Source organism: Nisaea sediminum (assembly GCF_014904705.1).
Classification (GTDB): domain Bacteria; phylum Pseudomonadota; class Alphaproteobacteria; order Thalassobaculales; family Thalassobaculaceae; genus Nisaea; species Nisaea sediminum.
The window spans coordinates 23,013-37,709 of the sequence record NZ_JACZCQ010000004.1 but is presented as its reverse complement, the minus strand read 5'-3'; the positions used below and the strand labels follow the sequence as shown (position 1 = coordinate 37,709).

The following is a 14,697-nucleotide window of genomic DNA, read 5'->3' as shown; positions in this document are numbered from 1 at the left end:
TCCTCCCGCGTTTCTTTCCGGCAGGATAGCGGGCCCAAGTATAAAGTCATGCACTGCGATCGGGGGAAACGGAACCATGACAGATCAGACTGCCCGCTACCGGCTTTTCTGGACCGACCGGACCGCCGCCGCGTTGCCGCAATATGTGCTGGAGGAGGCCGGTATCGCGCACGAAATCGTGCCGGTCGACCTGAAGGCGGGTGAGCAGGGCGGCGCGGCCTTTCTCGCGCGCAATCCGGCGGGCAAGGTGCCTGCCCTGGAGCTTCCGGAGGGCGGATTCGTCTCGGAGACGGGAGCGATCTGCCAATTTCTCATCGAGCGGCACGGCCTCGACTCGTTTGCGCCGCCGCCAGGCGATCAGGCGCGCGGCGCCTACCTGCAATGGCTCTTCTACCTCTCGAACAGCGTCCAGCCGTCCTACAAGCTTTACTACTACCCGCACCGCTACTCACTCGTGGCCGGTCAGGATGATGCAATGCGGGCGAAGGCCCTGGAACTGGTCCGTGATGCCTGGCGGCCGGTCGAGCGCCATCTTGCCGCTCACGGTCCCTGTCATCTCGGCGAGCGCCTCAGCCTGCTCGAACCATATCTCGCGATGCTGGTGATGTGGTTCCAGGACCAGGCCGCCCTGCTGGCGGAGTTTCCCGCCGTCAGGCGCTGTTTCGCCCGTGCTGCGGACCGGCCCTCGGCGGTGCGCTGTCTCGGCCTGCCGCCGGAGCTTTCCGGCGGCAGCGCCTGAGAAGAGACGAGGACGGACCGGACCTCCCCGTCTCTCTGGCCGGGTTTCTAGAACATCAGCCTCATGCCGATGACGAAGGAGACCACGTCGTCATCCTCGCCTTCAGCGCGGATGAGGCGTCCGCTCTCGCCGAGGGTGCGCTCCCAGTGCACGCCGACATAGGGTGCGACGGCCCGGTCGAGCAGGTCGTAGCTGAGGCGTCCGCCGAGCTCGAGCTTGGGGCCGAAGGCGGCCCGTCCCGTCGCCTCGTCATCGGCGAGCGGGACGTCGAGTTCGAAGCTGGGGGTGAAGATGATCCGGTTGGTAATCAGCCCCTCGTACTCGACCTCGAAGCGGGCCGACGGATATTCCGAAAGGAACAGGTCGGCATCCACCTCGAACCATTGCTTGGCAAGCCCGTGCAGGCCGATCACGCCGTAGGTCCGGCGCGGACCTTCGTCCGGGCTGTCGTAACGCACCCCGGCAACGGCATCGAAGAAGTCGGAGACCGGAACCTGCAGGCGGAGCTGGTTCTCGAGCGTTTCGAACTTGTCGGGCGTGGCGGCGTACTCCGCCTCGCTGCGCAGGACGAACTTGAACTCGTCCCTGCCGATAAAGGCATCGGCGTCCCAGGCGTAGGCTTCCGAGCCTTCTCCGCTACGCCATTCCAGTTGCTCGGCCTGGATTCCCCAGAGCCATTGCTCGGCCGAAGCGGGAGCTGCGAGGAACACTGCCGAAAGAGCGGAAAGGAATGTGAATGTTTTCCGCATGTCTCAGCCCTCCGTCTTCTTCGACGGGAGCGCTGCGGCCTTGCCTTTCGGGCCGCCCTCGACAATGACCTTGCGGAACATGCCGCTGTCCGCGTGGTAGGAGAGGTGGCAGTGGAAGGCCCATTCGCCCGGGGCATCGACTTCCGTCTCCATGTAGACGGTCGTGCCGGGCGCGACGCTGACCACGTGCTTGACCGGGTTCCACTTGCCCTTGCCGGTATCGAGGATCGACCACATGCCGTGCAGGTGCATCGGGTGGGTCATCATCGTCTCGTTGACGAACTTGAAGCGCACCCGCTCGCCGTATGTCAGGCGGATCGGTTCGGCATCGGCGTATTTGATGCCGTTGATCGACCAGATATAGCGCTCCATGTTGCCGGTCAGCCGGAGTTCGATCTCGCGCGTGGCCTCTCGGTGCTCGTAGAGCGGCCTCTGGGCGCGGAGGTCGTTGTAGGAGAGGAACTTGCCGCCGTTGGCCGCCGTCGGGGTCAGGCCGCTGCCCGGGGCGTAGAACGGATCGCCAGCGGCCATCATGCCCTGCATCACGGTACCGTCGGGCATCGTGTGCGATCCGGACATCGTGCCGCCGCCATGGTTCATGCCCTGCATCACCGTGCCGTCCGGCATCGTGTGACTCATGCCGGACATGGTGCTGCCGTCGGACATGGTGTGGCTCATGCCACCCATGGCCATGCCCCCGTGATCCATGCCTTCATGCGCCATGCCCATATCGGCCATGGTGAGGCGCGGCGGCTGGCGCAGTTCCGGAACCTCCGCCGCCATGCCCTCGGCGGTCGCCAGCGTGCCGCGGACGGACGCGGTGCGGGCCATGGACTCGGCGAAGATCGCGTAGGCCCGGTCCTCCTTCGGCTGCACGATGACGTCGTAGGTTTCGGCAACGGCGATGCGGAACTCGTCGACCGGAACCGGCAGGACATTGTTCCCGTCCGCCTGCACGACCGTCATCTTCAGGCCGGGGATGCGGATGTCGAAATAGGTCATTGCCGAGGAATTGATGAAACGGAGCCGGATGCGCTCGCCCGGGGTGAACAGCCCGGTCCAGTTCTGCTTCGTGCTCTTGCCGTTGATCAGCGGGGTGAAGCCCTGCAGATCCTCGATGTCGGTCGGCATCATCCGCATGTCGCCCCAGTCCGCCCGGTCCGAGAGCGTGGCATCGAAGCCCTGCTCGCGGCTGTCCTTCAGGAAGTCGAACAGGGTGCGCTGCTGCCGGTTGTAATAGTCCGGCATCATCTTGAGGTTGCGCAGGATCCGGTTGCCCGAATGCGGATGCGCGTCGGTCAACTGGACCACATATTCGCGGTCATAGCGGAACGGCTCCCGCTTCTCTGGTTCGATGATGATCGCCCCGTAGGCCCCGTCCGGTTCCTGGAAACCGGTGTGGCTGTGGAACCAGTAGGTACCGCTCTGCACGATCGGGAAGCGGTAGGTGAAGGTCTCGCCGGGGGCGATCCCGTCATAGCTGATCCCGGGAACGCCGTCCTGCTTATACGGCAGGATCAGGCCGTGCCAGTGGATCGAGGTCGGCTCGGAGAGATTGTTCGTCACGTTGATGGTGACGTCCTCGCCTTCCTTGAAGCGCAGGACCGGTCCGGGCGTGGCGCCGTTGTAGCCGATCCCGGAACGCGTGAAACTGCCGGTGTCGACGGTGACCCGGTCGACGGTGAGATTGTATTCGCCGGCCATGGCGGCGCCGGAAAGCGCAGCCGCCAAGCCGGCGCCGAGCAGGGATGCCCGGCGCAACAGTCCGAAGGACATTGCTGTACTCCTTGAGAAGTAAGTGCCGGGGGCTCAGCGGTGCAGCTTGACCGTGCCGTGCATGCCGGTCTCGTAGTGGCCGGGCACGTTGCAGGCGAACTCGAGGTCTGCATGGTCCGGGAAAGTCCAGACAATCTCGCTGCTCTTGCCAGGCTCGAGCAGGACACTGTTCGGTTCGTCATGCATGCCATGGCCCATGGAAGCCTGCATCGCTTTTGCCGCCTCGTGATTGATGCGGTCCGGCTCCAGAACGCCGTGTTCCACCATCATCATCATTTCGGGCCGGTGCGCCTCGTGCATCGCGGCGGTGGCGATGTTGAACTCGTGCACGAATTCGCCGGCATTCTTGACGACGAAACGGACGGTCTCGCCTCCTTTGATGTCGACCGATTCCGGCTCGTAGTAATTGTCGTACATGGTGATCTCGACGGTGCGGGACACCTTCGAAGGGTCACCCGGCTGGCCGATCTTCATATCGTGCATCATGCCGTGACCGCCGGAATGCGAGCCTGCCGCGAGGGCTGCGCCGGACGAGGCAATAGCAAGGGAAAGGGCAGTGCCAAAGATGGCGCCCAGGAGATTGGAACGGGACATGTTTCTATCCTTCACAAGATGACGGAACTTCGCTGTGCGACCCCCGAACGGGGCGCGGATTTCGGTTGAAGTCGCGTCAGCCTCGTGGAGGCGGCGTATCGGCGGCAGGCGGGATGCCGCGAAGGCGCAGATTCTGCAGGTGAAACTGCCAGCGGACGGAATATTCCGCTGGACGAGCGGGCTGGTGCTCCGCCAGATCGATGGCACCGAGGCAATGCGGTGTGATCATGTGGGTGCAGGCCGCCGGCGTGCCGTCGGGCTGGGAGGTGCCAGGAAGCGCCAAAGCCCCGTTTTCGGAAATCGCGGAATGCTTCGCCGTCCCGCTCCCGCTTCCGGACAATCCATGTCCGAACGAGGGTGCCGCGGTGACCAGAAGGATCGCGAATGCGAGTAATGCCGAGCGCCACATGAGCAGCTATGTGGAGTTTCCACTTACTGGAAGGTCAAGAGGCAAATGCCGCGGGCTCGGGATCGGGCCGCGGCGCCTGCACGATTTAGCTTTAATTTTATCTTTTCATCCGAAATTTCCGAGATTCTACAAAGACTTCCCCCGGAATTTGATGAGCAGTATAGTGTGACTTCAATTGCAAAGAGGGCGGTTGGTGACGGCTCTCGGCGTGTCTTGTGTGGGGAGAGAAACCGGGATGATCGAGATCGAGGATTTCGGGCTGACGGAACCGGGAAAGCTGAGGGCGGCGATCAATCTCGGCAATATTCTGCTGGTGACCGGAAAAAACGAGATCGGCAACCCGACGGGGGTCTCGCCCTCCATGGCGGCAGCGATCGCACGGCATCTGGGCTTCTCGATCGTGTACAACACCTATCCCTCTCCGGGGGCGGCGGCGGACGCGGTGGACCGGGACGAGTGGGATATCTGTCTGATCGCCGAAGACCCGAAGCGGGCCGAGACCATCGAGTTCTGCGGCGCCTATGCCGAGATCGAGGCGACCTATCTCGTTCCGGCGGGCTCCAAAATCCAGAGCCTCGCGGAGGTCGACAAACCGGGCATCCGGATCGCGGTGTCTGAGCGGTCCGCCTATGACCTCTACCTGTCCCGCGCGCTCAAGCACGCGGAACTGAAGCGGGCACCGGGCCTCGCAGCCGCCTTCGAGCTGTTCCAGAACCAGAAGCTCGACGTGCTTGCGGGACTGCGCCCAGCGCTGCTGGAGAATGCCGCTGAGCTCCCCGGGTCACGGGTTCTCGACGGTGCCTATACGGCCGTCCGTCAGGCGGTCGGCGTGAAGCCGGGCAATCCGGCATTCGCGAAGTCCATGAAGCGTTTCGTCTCCGAGGCGAAATCGAACGGTCTCGTCGCCGGCCTGATCAACGAGTTCGGACAGCGCGGAAGATTGTCTGTCGCCTCCTGAAGCTCCTCTGGCCTCGCGTGCCGGGCTTTGGTAGGTTTCGCCGCACCGCATTATTCCCTGCAACGGATCGGGACCCATGTCCGAGCTCGAAACCCTCACGGCTGCCTACCAGAACCTGAAATCCCGGAACCAGAATATCGACATGACCCGGGGCAAACCCTCGGCCGCCCAGCTCGATCTTGCGGCGGGCATGTTCGATCTCGTCCATAGCGACGATTGCCGGGGCGAGGACGGGACCGATTACCGGAATTATGGCATTCTCGCAGGCATTCCGGAGGCGCGGAAGCTCTTCGCCGATCTGATGGAGACGACGCCAGACCGGGTCATCGTCGGCGGCAACGGCAGCCTCGCGATGATGTACGACGCGCTGGCCGGCGCCGTGACTTTCGGCGTGCCGGGTGGCGAAGGCCCCTGGAAAGCGGCGAAATTCCTCTGCCCGGTGCCGGGCTACGACCGCCATTTCGCGATCTGCGAGCGGCTCGGCATCGAGATGCTGCCGGTCGAGATGCTGGAGGACGGTCCGGACATGGACGCGGTCGAGGCGATGGTCGCCGAGGATGCCTCGATCAAGGGCATCTGGTGCGTGCCGAAATATTCGAACCCGACCGGCGCGGTCTATTCCGACCTGACGGTGGATCGGCTGGCGGCGATGAAATGCGCCGCGCCGGATTTCCGCATCATCTGGGACAACGCCTATGTGGTGCACCACCTGACCGGCGAGATTGCCTCGGTGAAGAACATCCAGAAGGTGGCCGAGGCGGCAGGGAACGCGGACCGTATCCTGACTTTCGTCTCGACCTCGAAAATCAGCCTCGCCGGTGCCGGCGTCGCCGCGATGTCGGCCTCGGAGGCCAACGTGAAGGACGCGCTGGAGCGGATGTTCTTCGCCACCATCGGCCCGGACAAGATCAACCAGCTCCGTCATGTGCGCTTTTTCAAGGACCAGGCCGGTATCGAGGCGCATATGAAGAAGCACGCCGAAATCATCGCGCCGAAATTCGCCGTGGTCGAAAAGGCGCTTTCGGAGGCTTTCGCGGGCACCAACCTCGCCAGCTGGACAAAGCCCCAGGGTGGATATTTCGTCAGCGTCGACCTGACGGACGGCTGTGCGGCCGAGACCGTCAGGCTCTGCGCCGAGGCCGGGGTGAAACTCACCGCTTCCGGAGCCTGTTTCCCCTACGGCAAGGACCCGCGCGACCGCAACATCCGCCTCGCCCCGACCATGCCGACCCCGGACGAGCTGGAGCGCGCAATGGAGGTTTTCTGCACGACGGCGAAGATGGTGTGCCTGAAGAAGGCGGGGTGAAGAGATTGAATTAGCCTAGACTGCCTTTGGGCTGCAGGATAAAAAAACCCAATGGGATTTGGGGTCTTCATTCACAAAGCTGATTCGATCTACGACGATAGTCCGGCTAAGCACTATCAGTTTCCGAATCAGTATCTGCGACGGGCTTCAGGTTGTGCAGGCGATTGGATCATCTATTACGAACCGACGAAAGTACGCAATACGCGTGGGTACTATGCTGTCGCGAAAGTATCTGAGATCGTTCCAGACCCAACCAAACAGGGGCACTTTCTGGCTCTGATCGAGCCCGGAAGCTATCTGCCGTTCCCGAGGCCTGTGCCACTGTCGATCGAGGGTGAGTACGTAGAGCATGGCTTGGTCAATCCGGACGGAAAATTGACCGGTCGAATTCAGGCGGCAGTTCGCCCGCTTTCGGACGAAGATTTCCATCGAATATTGGATATTGGACTGGGTGAAGAGGTAGCTGTTCTGCCGCGAGAAGCGGACGAGACTCGGGCCTTCGAAATTGACGAGCCCCAAACGCCATTTATTCATGAGTTTGAGCGAAGCCGTATATCTATCCTATCAACGCGTGCTGTTCGCGACCGCGTCTTCAGACAGGTTGTTTTGCGCGCTTACGATGAGCGCTGTGCGATTAGTGGAATTAAACTGATAAATGGAGGCGGTAGAGCCGAGGTTGAGGCTGCTCATATTCAGCCTGTCGCGAACGACGGGCCGGATATAGTGAATAACGGTCTCGCGCTTTCCGGAACTGTTCACTGGATGTTCGACCGAGGCCTCATAAGTCTTGGAGACGACTTGGAGGTGCTCGTCTCACGGCAAGCGAACGATCAAGGAGCAGTGCGAGCCCTCATTAATAGCACGCGTCATGCGCTTCCAACAATTCGTCCATCAGATCGGCCACATCCGACATTTCTCAAATGGCATCGCGAAAACTGCTTTAAGCAATAGATTGCACTGCTAGCCCAGCCAATAATCCCCGTACTCATCCGCCCACCTTTTAAAATCTCCGAAACTCCGCTCCGGCTTCAGCTCCGGCGACCAGCGCAACGCCTCCTTCAGCCGGTCGCTGACGAGAAGCTGGCGATCGACGTCGCCGTGGAGGTTCACCGTCGGCTCCTCGTCTTCTTCCGCGAGGCGCCAGGAGAAATCCGGATAGGCGCCGGCGAGGAGTTCGCACCAGTCGGCGGTGCTCCAGGCGGTGGAGCAGCTGATGTTGAAGACGTCGTAGGGCCGCTCCGTGGTGTTGATCAGGCGCACCAGGGCGTCGGCGATGTCGCGGCTGTAGGTCCAGTCGCGCATGTCGCGGTAGCGCAGCGTCGCCTCGCCGCCCTTCAGCGCGATCAGCGAGGCCTGCATCTGCGGGCTGAGCGTGTCGCGGAGGCCGCTGTCGACTTCCCACGGACCGAACACGCCGGAGAGGCGGACGCTGAAGAGATCCATTTCCCAGAGTTCCGCCAGCCGCCGGGTGATGCATTCCGAGGCGAATTTTGTGGTGGAGTAGAGATTGTGCGGCCAGGCGGGCAGGTCCTCTGAGAGCGGTCTGTCGCCGAAGGCGGTGGTGCCGTAGGCGGCGGTGGAGCCGACATTGATCACACGGGCGAGCCCGGCGTCGCGCGCCGCCTCGAGCGCGGCGGTGAAGGCCATCAGGTTGACCTCGAGGATGGAGCGCGGCGCGTTGGCGTCCCGTTCCGGGCCGGCGGTGATGGCGGCGGCGCAGAACATGCGGTCGACCTTGTGCTCCTTCAGCGCGGAGAGAAGCACACCGTCCGCGAGGGCATCGCCGATGACCTCGATGCAATCGCCGGGATGCGCCGCGAAGGCGCGCTTCGCGGCAGCGGGGATCGGGCGCCGGTCGAAGACCACGGCGGTCTCCCCGGTCTTCAGCAGCGTCTCCGCGATGTTGAGGCCGACAAATCCGGCGCCGCCGAGGATCAGGACCGCCATTCTTCTCTCCCGTGTCTGACATGGTCGTCCCCAGAGCCTAGTGCGTGGCGGGAAATTGCCAAGTGTCATCCGGGGCATCGCCGCGCCCGCGCGCCCGCGCTAATCTGGTCAGGAGGCAATAGGGAGCAGGGCATATGAGCGACTATCCGCGCGATCTCATCGGCTACGGGGCCAACCCACCGAACCCTCGCTGGCCGGGCGGCGCGCGGCTGGCGGTCAACTTCGTGATGAATATCGAAGAGGGATCGGAATATTCGATCCCCGACGGCGACGGGTTCTCGGAGACGGGGCTCACGGAATCGCCGGGTTCGCCGAACAATCCGGGGAGCCGCGACCTCGCCGCGGAATCCATGTTCGAGTATGGCAGCCGGGTCGGTTTCTGGCGCCTGCTGCGACTCTTCGAGGAACGGGAAATGCCGGTCACCTTCTTCGCCTGCGCTCTTGCCGTCGAGCGCAATCCAGAGATGGCGGCGGCAATGAGGGAGAGCGGCAACGACATCTGCTGCCACGGCTGGCGCTGGATCGAGCATTTCAAGCTCTCCCGCGAGGAGGAGCGCGAGCATATTCGCAAGGCCGTCGCTTCCCTCAAGCAGACCCTCGGTCACCGGCCGCTCGGCTGGTATTGCCGCCACGGTCCGGGCGAGGCGACCCGCGAGCTGCTGGTGGAAGAGGGCGGGTTTCTCTATGACAGCGACGCCTATAACGACGAACTGCCTTACTGGACCGACGTGAAGGGTACGCCGCATCTCGTGGTCCCCTATTCGCTCGTCCACAACGACTCGAAATTCTCCCGCGGGTGGCTCAATACCGGGCAGCAGTTCTTCGAGTTCATCCGTGACGGCTTCGACATGCTCTACGCGGAAGGCTCGGCGCAGCCGAAGATGATGTCGATCGGCCTGCACACGCGCCTGATCGGGCATCCGGCCCGGGCCGCGGGCCTGGCGCGTCTGCTCGATTACATCAAGGGCTTCGAGGATGTCTGGGTGACGGGACGGCTCGACATCGCGCGGCACTGGCGCGAGACGCATCCCTACAGGTAGCAGTCCGTCAGTCGGGCGCGTGGGCCCTCAGGAAGTCGTCGACCGCGGCCTCTATGGTCGCGAGTGCCTGTTCCTGGGACCAGTCGCAACTGCCCGAGAACATGGTCTGGATCATGAACGGTCCAGCCACCAGTCCCTGGAACTGGGCCGCTGACAGGACGGGATCGGATTTTTTCATCAGGCCCTTTTCCTGCATCTGGCGGAAATAGTCCGCAAGCTCGTCCCGCATCTTGCCCGGGCCTTCGTTCCAGAAGGTTTGCCCGATCAGCGGGAAGTGCTCGACCTCGCCGATGACCGTCCGCATCAGGCGTTGCTTATCGGGATCGGTCACCTTTCCGACGACCAGCTTGGCGCCCTCGATCAGCACTGACTTGAGGTCCCCCGAAAAATCCAAGTCGTCCGGCGAGGGTTCTCCGAAACCGGCGCACATTCCGCCCATGACGGTGCAAAACAGGTGCTCCTTGCTCTCGAAGTAACTGTAGACGGTGCGCTTCGAGACGTTGGCCTCGGCCGCCACCTTGTCCATCGAGGTGACCTCGTACCCCTGTTCCGTGAACAGCTTGCACGCCGCCTCGACGATTTGCCGTTCCTTTTCGGTCAACGGTCCGCGCTCAGGAAAAATCTGTTCAACGTGCGCCATGGGCCTTGAAGTGATCCAGTACACTGCCTAGTTTACGGAAACTACACCGTGCAGTATAGTTATTTTGTTACGCTTTCAAAAACAATAGCACGTTCTCGTGACCGCAGGAGGGGCCGATGTCGGACGAACGTTCCACAGTGCGAAAGTCCAGTTGGGTGACGGGCTATGCCCACTGGGTCATCCGCTGGCGCTGGGCGGTGATTGCCGCCTCGATACTTGTCGCCTTTGCCGCCGCCGCAGGTGGCCAGTTTCTCACTTTTTCGACCGATTACCGGGTCTTCTTCAGCAAGGAGAACCCGCAGCTGCAGGCCTTCGAATCCCTGCAGCGGATCTATCTCAAGGAAGACAATGTCTCCCTGGTGCTGCAGCCGGACGAGGGCGAGGTTTTCCAGCCCGCCGTCCTCGCCGCGATCCGGGATCTGACCGAGAAGGCCTGGAAAACGCCCTACGCGACCCGGGTCGACAGCCTCACCAACTTCCAGAACAGCACGGCCGACGGGGACGATCTCGTGGTCGACGATCTCGTGCCCGGGGACAGTTCGCTCGACGCGGAGGATCTCTCGCGTATCCGCGCCGCCGCCCTGGCGGAGCCGCTGCTGACCGACCGCATCATCGCGCCGGACGCCCGGACGACGATGGTGAACATCACCCTGACGCTGCCGCAGGAAAAGCTGACTGAAACCCCCGAGGCGATGGCCTATGTGGACGGGCTGGTCGGGGAATTCAAGGCGGCCCATCCCGACATCACCCTGGCGGTGACGGGTTCGGTCGCTCTCAACAATTCCTTCTCGGTCTCGGCCCAGAACGACATGCAGACGCTCGTCCCGCTGATGTACGGCGTCCTTCTGCTGGTTATGGCGGTTCTGCTGAGGTCGGTCTCCGGCACTTTCGCGACCCTGCTCGTCATCGCCTTTTCCGCGCTGACGGCGATGGGGCTCGCTGGCTGGGTCGGCATTCAGCTGACGCCGCCCTCGGTGACCGCGCCGACGATCATCCTGACGCTGGCGATCGCGGACTCCGTCCACATCCTGATCAGTATGTTCCACGGCATGCGGCGCGGGCTCGGCAAGCGCGAGGCACTGGTCGAGAGCCTGAGAATCAATTTCCAGCCGGTCTTCCTGACCAGCCTGACCACGGTCATCGGCTTCGCCAGCCTGAATTTCTCCGACGCCCCGCCGTTCCGCGATCTCGGCAACATCACCGCCATGGGCGTGGTCGCGGCCTGGTTCTTCTCCGTCGGATTCCTCCCGGCGATGATGGCGGTGCTGCCGGTCCGGGTGAAGGTCCGGGCGGAGGAACAGTCGGCCGCGATGGAGCGGCTCGCGGAGTTCGTCATCGCCCGGCGCAGCCAGGTCATGTTCGGCACGCTCGCGCTCGTCGCACTGTTCGCCGTGTTCATTCCGCGGATCGAGCTGAACGACCAGTTCGTGAAGTATTTCGACGAGAGCATCCCGTTCCGCAACGATACCGATTGGGCGATGGAGCATCTCTCCGGGATCTACCAGGCCCAGTGGTCCGTCCCGGCCGCCGGCAGCGGCGGGGTCTCGGACCCGGACTATCTGAAGCGCCTCGAAGGTTTCACCGAGTTCCTGAGGGCGCGCGGCGAGGTCGTCCACGTCATGACGCTGACGGACATCTTCAAGCGGCTGAACAGGAACATGCACGGCGACGATCCGGCGATGTACCGCCTGCCGGAGGAACGCGACCTCGCCGCGCAATATCTGCTGCTCTTCGAGATGTCCCTGCCGTTCGGGCTCGACCTGAACAACCAGGTGAATGTCGACAAGTCGGCGGTCCGGGTGATCGCGACGCTGAAGAATATCAGCACCAACGATCTGCGGGCGCTCGACCGGGAATCGTCGGCCTGGCTCTCTGAGAACTTCCCGAGCGCGGCGGAGACCCGGGCGTCGGGACCGTTCGTCATGTTCGCCTATATTTCAGAGCGCAATATCGAGGGCATGCTGACCGGCACCTTCCTCGCCTTCGTGCTGATTTCGGTCACGCTCACGGTCGCGCTCAGAAGCCTGAAGCTCGGAGCCATCTCGCTGGCGCCGAACCTGATGCCGGCTGCCATGGCGTTCGGCTTCTGGGGGCTGACGGTCGGCGAAGTCGGCATGGCCTCCTCGGTGGTCACCGCGACCAGCCTCGGCATCATCGTCGATGCAACGGTTCACTTCCTCTCGAAATACCGGCGCGCCCGGGTCGAGAAGGGGGCCGATGCCGAGGACGCGGTGCGTTACGCCTTCTCGACGGTGGGCACCGCTCTCTGGGTGACGACCGCCATTCTGGTGGCCGGCTTCGCGGTGCTCGCCCTCTCCACCTTCAAGATCAACGGGTCGATGGGGCTGCTCACGGCGGTCACTCTCGTGATGGCCATCGTCATCGACTTCCTCCTTTTGCCGGCCCTGCTGCTCCTGCTGGACGGCCGGCGCAACGACCGGGAAGCCGGAAAGGCTCCCCTCGCTCAAGCTGCGGAGTAGGAACATGGGAAACCTGCAAAGACTTCTCGCCCTGGCGGTGCTCGCCGTCAGTCCGGTGCTGCAATCCGCCTATGCGGAAAGCCCAGAGGACAAAGGGCTGGCGATCGCCGAGGAGACCGACCGCCGGGATCTCGGCTGGGGCGACAGCGACGTCGTGATGCAGATGATCCTGCGCAACGCCGAAGGGGAGAGCAGCGTGCGCGATCTGCGTCTGCGCTCCCTCGAGGTGCCAGAGCGCAAGCTCGGGGACAAGAGCATCACCGTTTTCAACAAACCCCGGGACATCGAGGGCACTGCCTTCCTCTCTCATACCAGGATCCTCGATCCGGACGACCAATGGCTCTATCTGCCGGCCCTGAAGCGGGTGAAGCGGATCTCCTCGAAGAACAAGTCCGGCCCGTTCGTCGGTTCCGAGTTCGCCTATGAGGATCTGGTCAGCCAGGAAGTTGACCGCTACGCCTACAAATGGCTGAGGGACGAGGCCTGCGGCGAGGCTGCGCCGGACCGGGAGTGCTTTGTCGTCGAGCGGACGCCGCTCTACGAGCATTCCGGCTACACCAAGCTGGTCAGCTGGGTGGACAAGCAGGACTACCAGCCGCGCAAGGTCGAGTTCTACGACCGCAAGGACGCTCTGCTGAAGACCCTGCTCATGCTTGATTACCGGCAGTATCAGGGGCAGTACTGGCGCACCCACCGGATGGACATGGTCAACCACCAGACCGGCAAGTCCACGACGCTGACCTTCGAGGATTACAGCTTCAAGGTCGGTCTCTCGGAAGACGATTTCGACAAGAACCGGCTGAAGCGCGTGCAATGAGATCCAGGTCCGCTCGCCTGGCGGCGGGGCTTTGCCTCGCCGCCCTTTCTCTGCCGGCCGGCGCCGAAGAGCCCCGGTTCGACGCCACCCTGGAGCTCGGAACCGAGCTCCGTGTCTTTCCGAAGGATCCGGCCTACGGGAGCCAGCGCGACCGTGCGCTGAGCCCGTCCCTTTACCTCGAACCGGAATTCACCGCCGACTGGAACGGTGGAGACGACCGTCTCACGCTGGTGCCCTATGCCCGCTTCGATCGTGACGACGACCGGCGCGCTCACGCCGATATCCGGGAAGCCAACTGGCTGCATATCGGCGACGGCTACGATCTCGTCGTCGGCGCGGACAAGGTTTTCTGGGGGGTGACGGAATCCCGTCATCTGGTCGACATCATCAACCAGAGCGACGCCGTTGAGGATGTCGATCTCGAGGACAAGCTCGGCCAGCCGATGGTCCAGCTCGCCGTGCCGAGCGACTGGGGGACGGCGAGCTTCTTCGTCATGCCGTATTTCCGCGAGCGCACCTTCGCTGACCGCCGGGCCCGGCTCAGCGGCGGCGCCCGGGTGGACAGCAGCGCGAGCTACGATTCATCTGCCGAGGAGTTCCATCCGGACCTCGCCGTGCGCTGGTCGCAGGTCATCGGCGATTTCGATATCGGTCTGTCGCATTTCCACGGCACCAGCCGCGAGCCGAGGCTGCTTCAGCTGGATGCCGGCGATCCGACCAATCTCACGCAGCATTACGACCTGATCGACCAGACCGGCCTCGATCTGCAATACACGACCGACGCCTGGCTCTGGAAGCTGGAGGCGATCGGGCGCGGCGGGCACGGCGACTATTTCGGTGCCGCCGTCGCGGGCTTCGAATACACCCTCTTCGGGATCGCCGGAACCGACATGGATCTCGGCCTGCTCGCGGAATACCAATATGACGGCCGCACCGAGAACGGGGATGCTCCCGGTGTGCTCGGCAACAACGACACCTTCATTGGCACGCGGCTGACGCTGAACGATGTCGACGACAGCTCGCTGCTGGCCGGGGCGGTCGTCGATAACGAGGACGGCTCGGCCCTGCTGTCGCTCGAGGCGGAGCGCCGGATCGGCGACAGCTGGAAAGTCGAGGCCGTGGCGCGGTTCTTTGCGATGGGTCAAGCACAGAACAGCGCCTATGGCCTCCGACGGGACAGTTTTGTCGGGCTTACCCTGATCCGCTTTTTCTGATCATCAATGCGACCTTAGGTGGTTTGAA

14 protein-coding genes are annotated in these 14,697 nt (G+C 63.2%); 8 read left to right on the top strand and 6 right to left on the bottom strand.

The window, feature by feature from the left end; translation table 11 throughout:
* The first annotated feature begins 76 nt into the window (after positions 1 to 76).
* Positions 77 to 739, top strand: a complete 663-nt coding sequence (locus IG122_RS09235) for a glutathione S-transferase family protein (RefSeq protein ID WP_193182773.1) — start codon at positions 77 to 79, stop codon at positions 737 to 739.
* Between the two features lie 47 nt (positions 740 to 786).
* Here the strand turns inward: IG122_RS09235 and IG122_RS09230 are convergent, their stop codons facing one another.
* The 4 genes from IG122_RS09230 to IG122_RS09215 all read right to left on the bottom strand — a co-directional run bounded on the left by IG122_RS09230 (position 787) and on the right by IG122_RS09215 (position 4,141).
* Complete coding sequence (locus tag IG122_RS09230; protein WP_193182771.1) at positions 787 to 1,488, bottom strand: copper resistance protein B; 702 nt, start codon at positions 1,486 to 1,488, stop codon at positions 787 to 789.
* A gap of 3 nt (positions 1,489 to 1,491) precedes the next feature.
* On the bottom strand, positions 1,492 to 3,264 hold the full coding sequence (locus tag IG122_RS09225; protein ID WP_193182769.1) for a copper resistance system multicopper oxidase: 1,773 nt from the start codon (positions 3,262 to 3,264) through the stop codon (positions 1,492 to 1,494).
* 33 nt (positions 3,265 to 3,297) lie between these two features.
* Positions 3,298 to 3,858 carry a cupredoxin domain-containing protein gene (locus IG122_RS09220; RefSeq protein ID WP_193182767.1) on the bottom strand — a complete coding sequence of 187 codons (561 nt, stop codon included), beginning with the start codon at positions 3,856 to 3,858 and terminating at the stop codon, positions 3,298 to 3,300.
* A 76-nt stretch (positions 3,859 to 3,934) separates the two neighbouring features.
* Entirely contained in the window at positions 3,935 to 4,141 is a 207-nt protein-coding gene (locus IG122_RS09215) for a hypothetical protein (protein WP_193182765.1), read from the bottom strand.
* A gap of 361 nt (positions 4,142 to 4,502) precedes the next feature.
* Between IG122_RS09215 and IG122_RS09210 the strand changes: the two genes are divergently transcribed.
* The 3 genes from IG122_RS09210 (at position 4,503) to IG122_RS09200 (ending at position 7,482) form a co-directional block, all read left to right on the top strand.
* Positions 4,503 to 5,225, top strand: coding sequence for a transporter substrate-binding domain-containing protein (locus IG122_RS09210; RefSeq protein WP_193182763.1), 723 nt, complete (start codon positions 4,503 to 4,505; stop codon positions 5,223 to 5,225).
* 76 nt (positions 5,226 to 5,301) lie between these two features.
* A complete protein-coding gene (locus tag IG122_RS09205; RefSeq protein ID WP_193182761.1) occupies positions 5,302 to 6,531 on the top strand; it encodes an aminotransferase class I/II-fold pyridoxal phosphate-dependent enzyme in 1,230 nt (409 codons plus the stop codon).
* 51 nt (positions 6,532 to 6,582) lie between these two features.
* The gene (locus IG122_RS09200; protein ID WP_193182759.1) at positions 6,583 to 7,482 is read left to right on the top strand and encodes an HNH endonuclease; all 900 of its coding nucleotides are present in this window, start codon (positions 6,583 to 6,585) and stop codon (positions 7,480 to 7,482) included.
* Positions 7,483 to 7,491: 9 nt separating this feature from the next.
* On the opposite strand, the gene IG122_RS09195 is transcribed toward IG122_RS09200, so the two are convergent.
* A complete protein-coding gene (locus IG122_RS09195; RefSeq protein WP_193182757.1) occupies positions 7,492 to 8,478 on the bottom strand; it encodes an NAD-dependent epimerase/dehydratase family protein in 987 nt (328 codons plus the stop codon).
* A 134-nt stretch (positions 8,479 to 8,612) separates the two neighbouring features.
* Here IG122_RS09195 and IG122_RS09190 point away from each other — a divergent pair, with 134 nt between their 5' ends.
* A complete protein-coding gene (locus tag IG122_RS09190) occupies positions 8,613 to 9,518 on the top strand; it encodes an allantoinase PuuE (RefSeq protein WP_193182755.1) in 906 nt (301 codons plus the stop codon).
* A 7-nt stretch (positions 9,519 to 9,525) separates the two neighbouring features.
* On the opposite strand, the gene IG122_RS09185 is transcribed toward IG122_RS09190, so the two are convergent.
* Positions 9,526 to 10,119 carry a TetR/AcrR family transcriptional regulator gene (locus tag IG122_RS09185; protein WP_193182753.1) on the bottom strand — a complete coding sequence of 198 codons (594 nt, stop codon included), beginning with the start codon at positions 10,117 to 10,119 and terminating at the stop codon, positions 9,526 to 9,528.
* Between the two features lie 155 nt (positions 10,120 to 10,274).
* On the opposite strand from IG122_RS09185, the gene IG122_RS09180 reads away from it, so the two are divergent.
* The 3 genes from IG122_RS09180 to IG122_RS09170 are packed head-to-tail and all read left to right on the top strand — an operon-like array spanning position 10,275 to position 14,669.
* The gene (locus IG122_RS09180) at positions 10,275 to 12,638 is read left to right on the top strand and encodes an efflux RND transporter permease subunit (protein ID WP_193182751.1); all 2,364 of its coding nucleotides are present in this window, start codon (positions 10,275 to 10,277) and stop codon (positions 12,636 to 12,638) included.
* 4 nt (positions 12,639 to 12,642) lie between these two features.
* Positions 12,643 to 13,455, top strand: a complete 813-nt coding sequence (locus IG122_RS09175) for an outer membrane lipoprotein-sorting protein (RefSeq protein ID WP_193182749.1) — start codon at positions 12,643 to 12,645, stop codon at positions 13,453 to 13,455.
* Positions 13,452 to 14,669 carry a hypothetical protein gene (locus IG122_RS09170; protein WP_193182746.1) on the top strand — a complete coding sequence of 406 codons (1,218 nt, stop codon included), beginning with the start codon at positions 13,452 to 13,454 and terminating at the stop codon, positions 14,667 to 14,669. The genes IG122_RS09175 and IG122_RS09170 overlap by 4 nt, the downstream gene beginning before the upstream one ends.
* Positions 14,670 to 14,697: the final 28 nt, after the last annotated feature.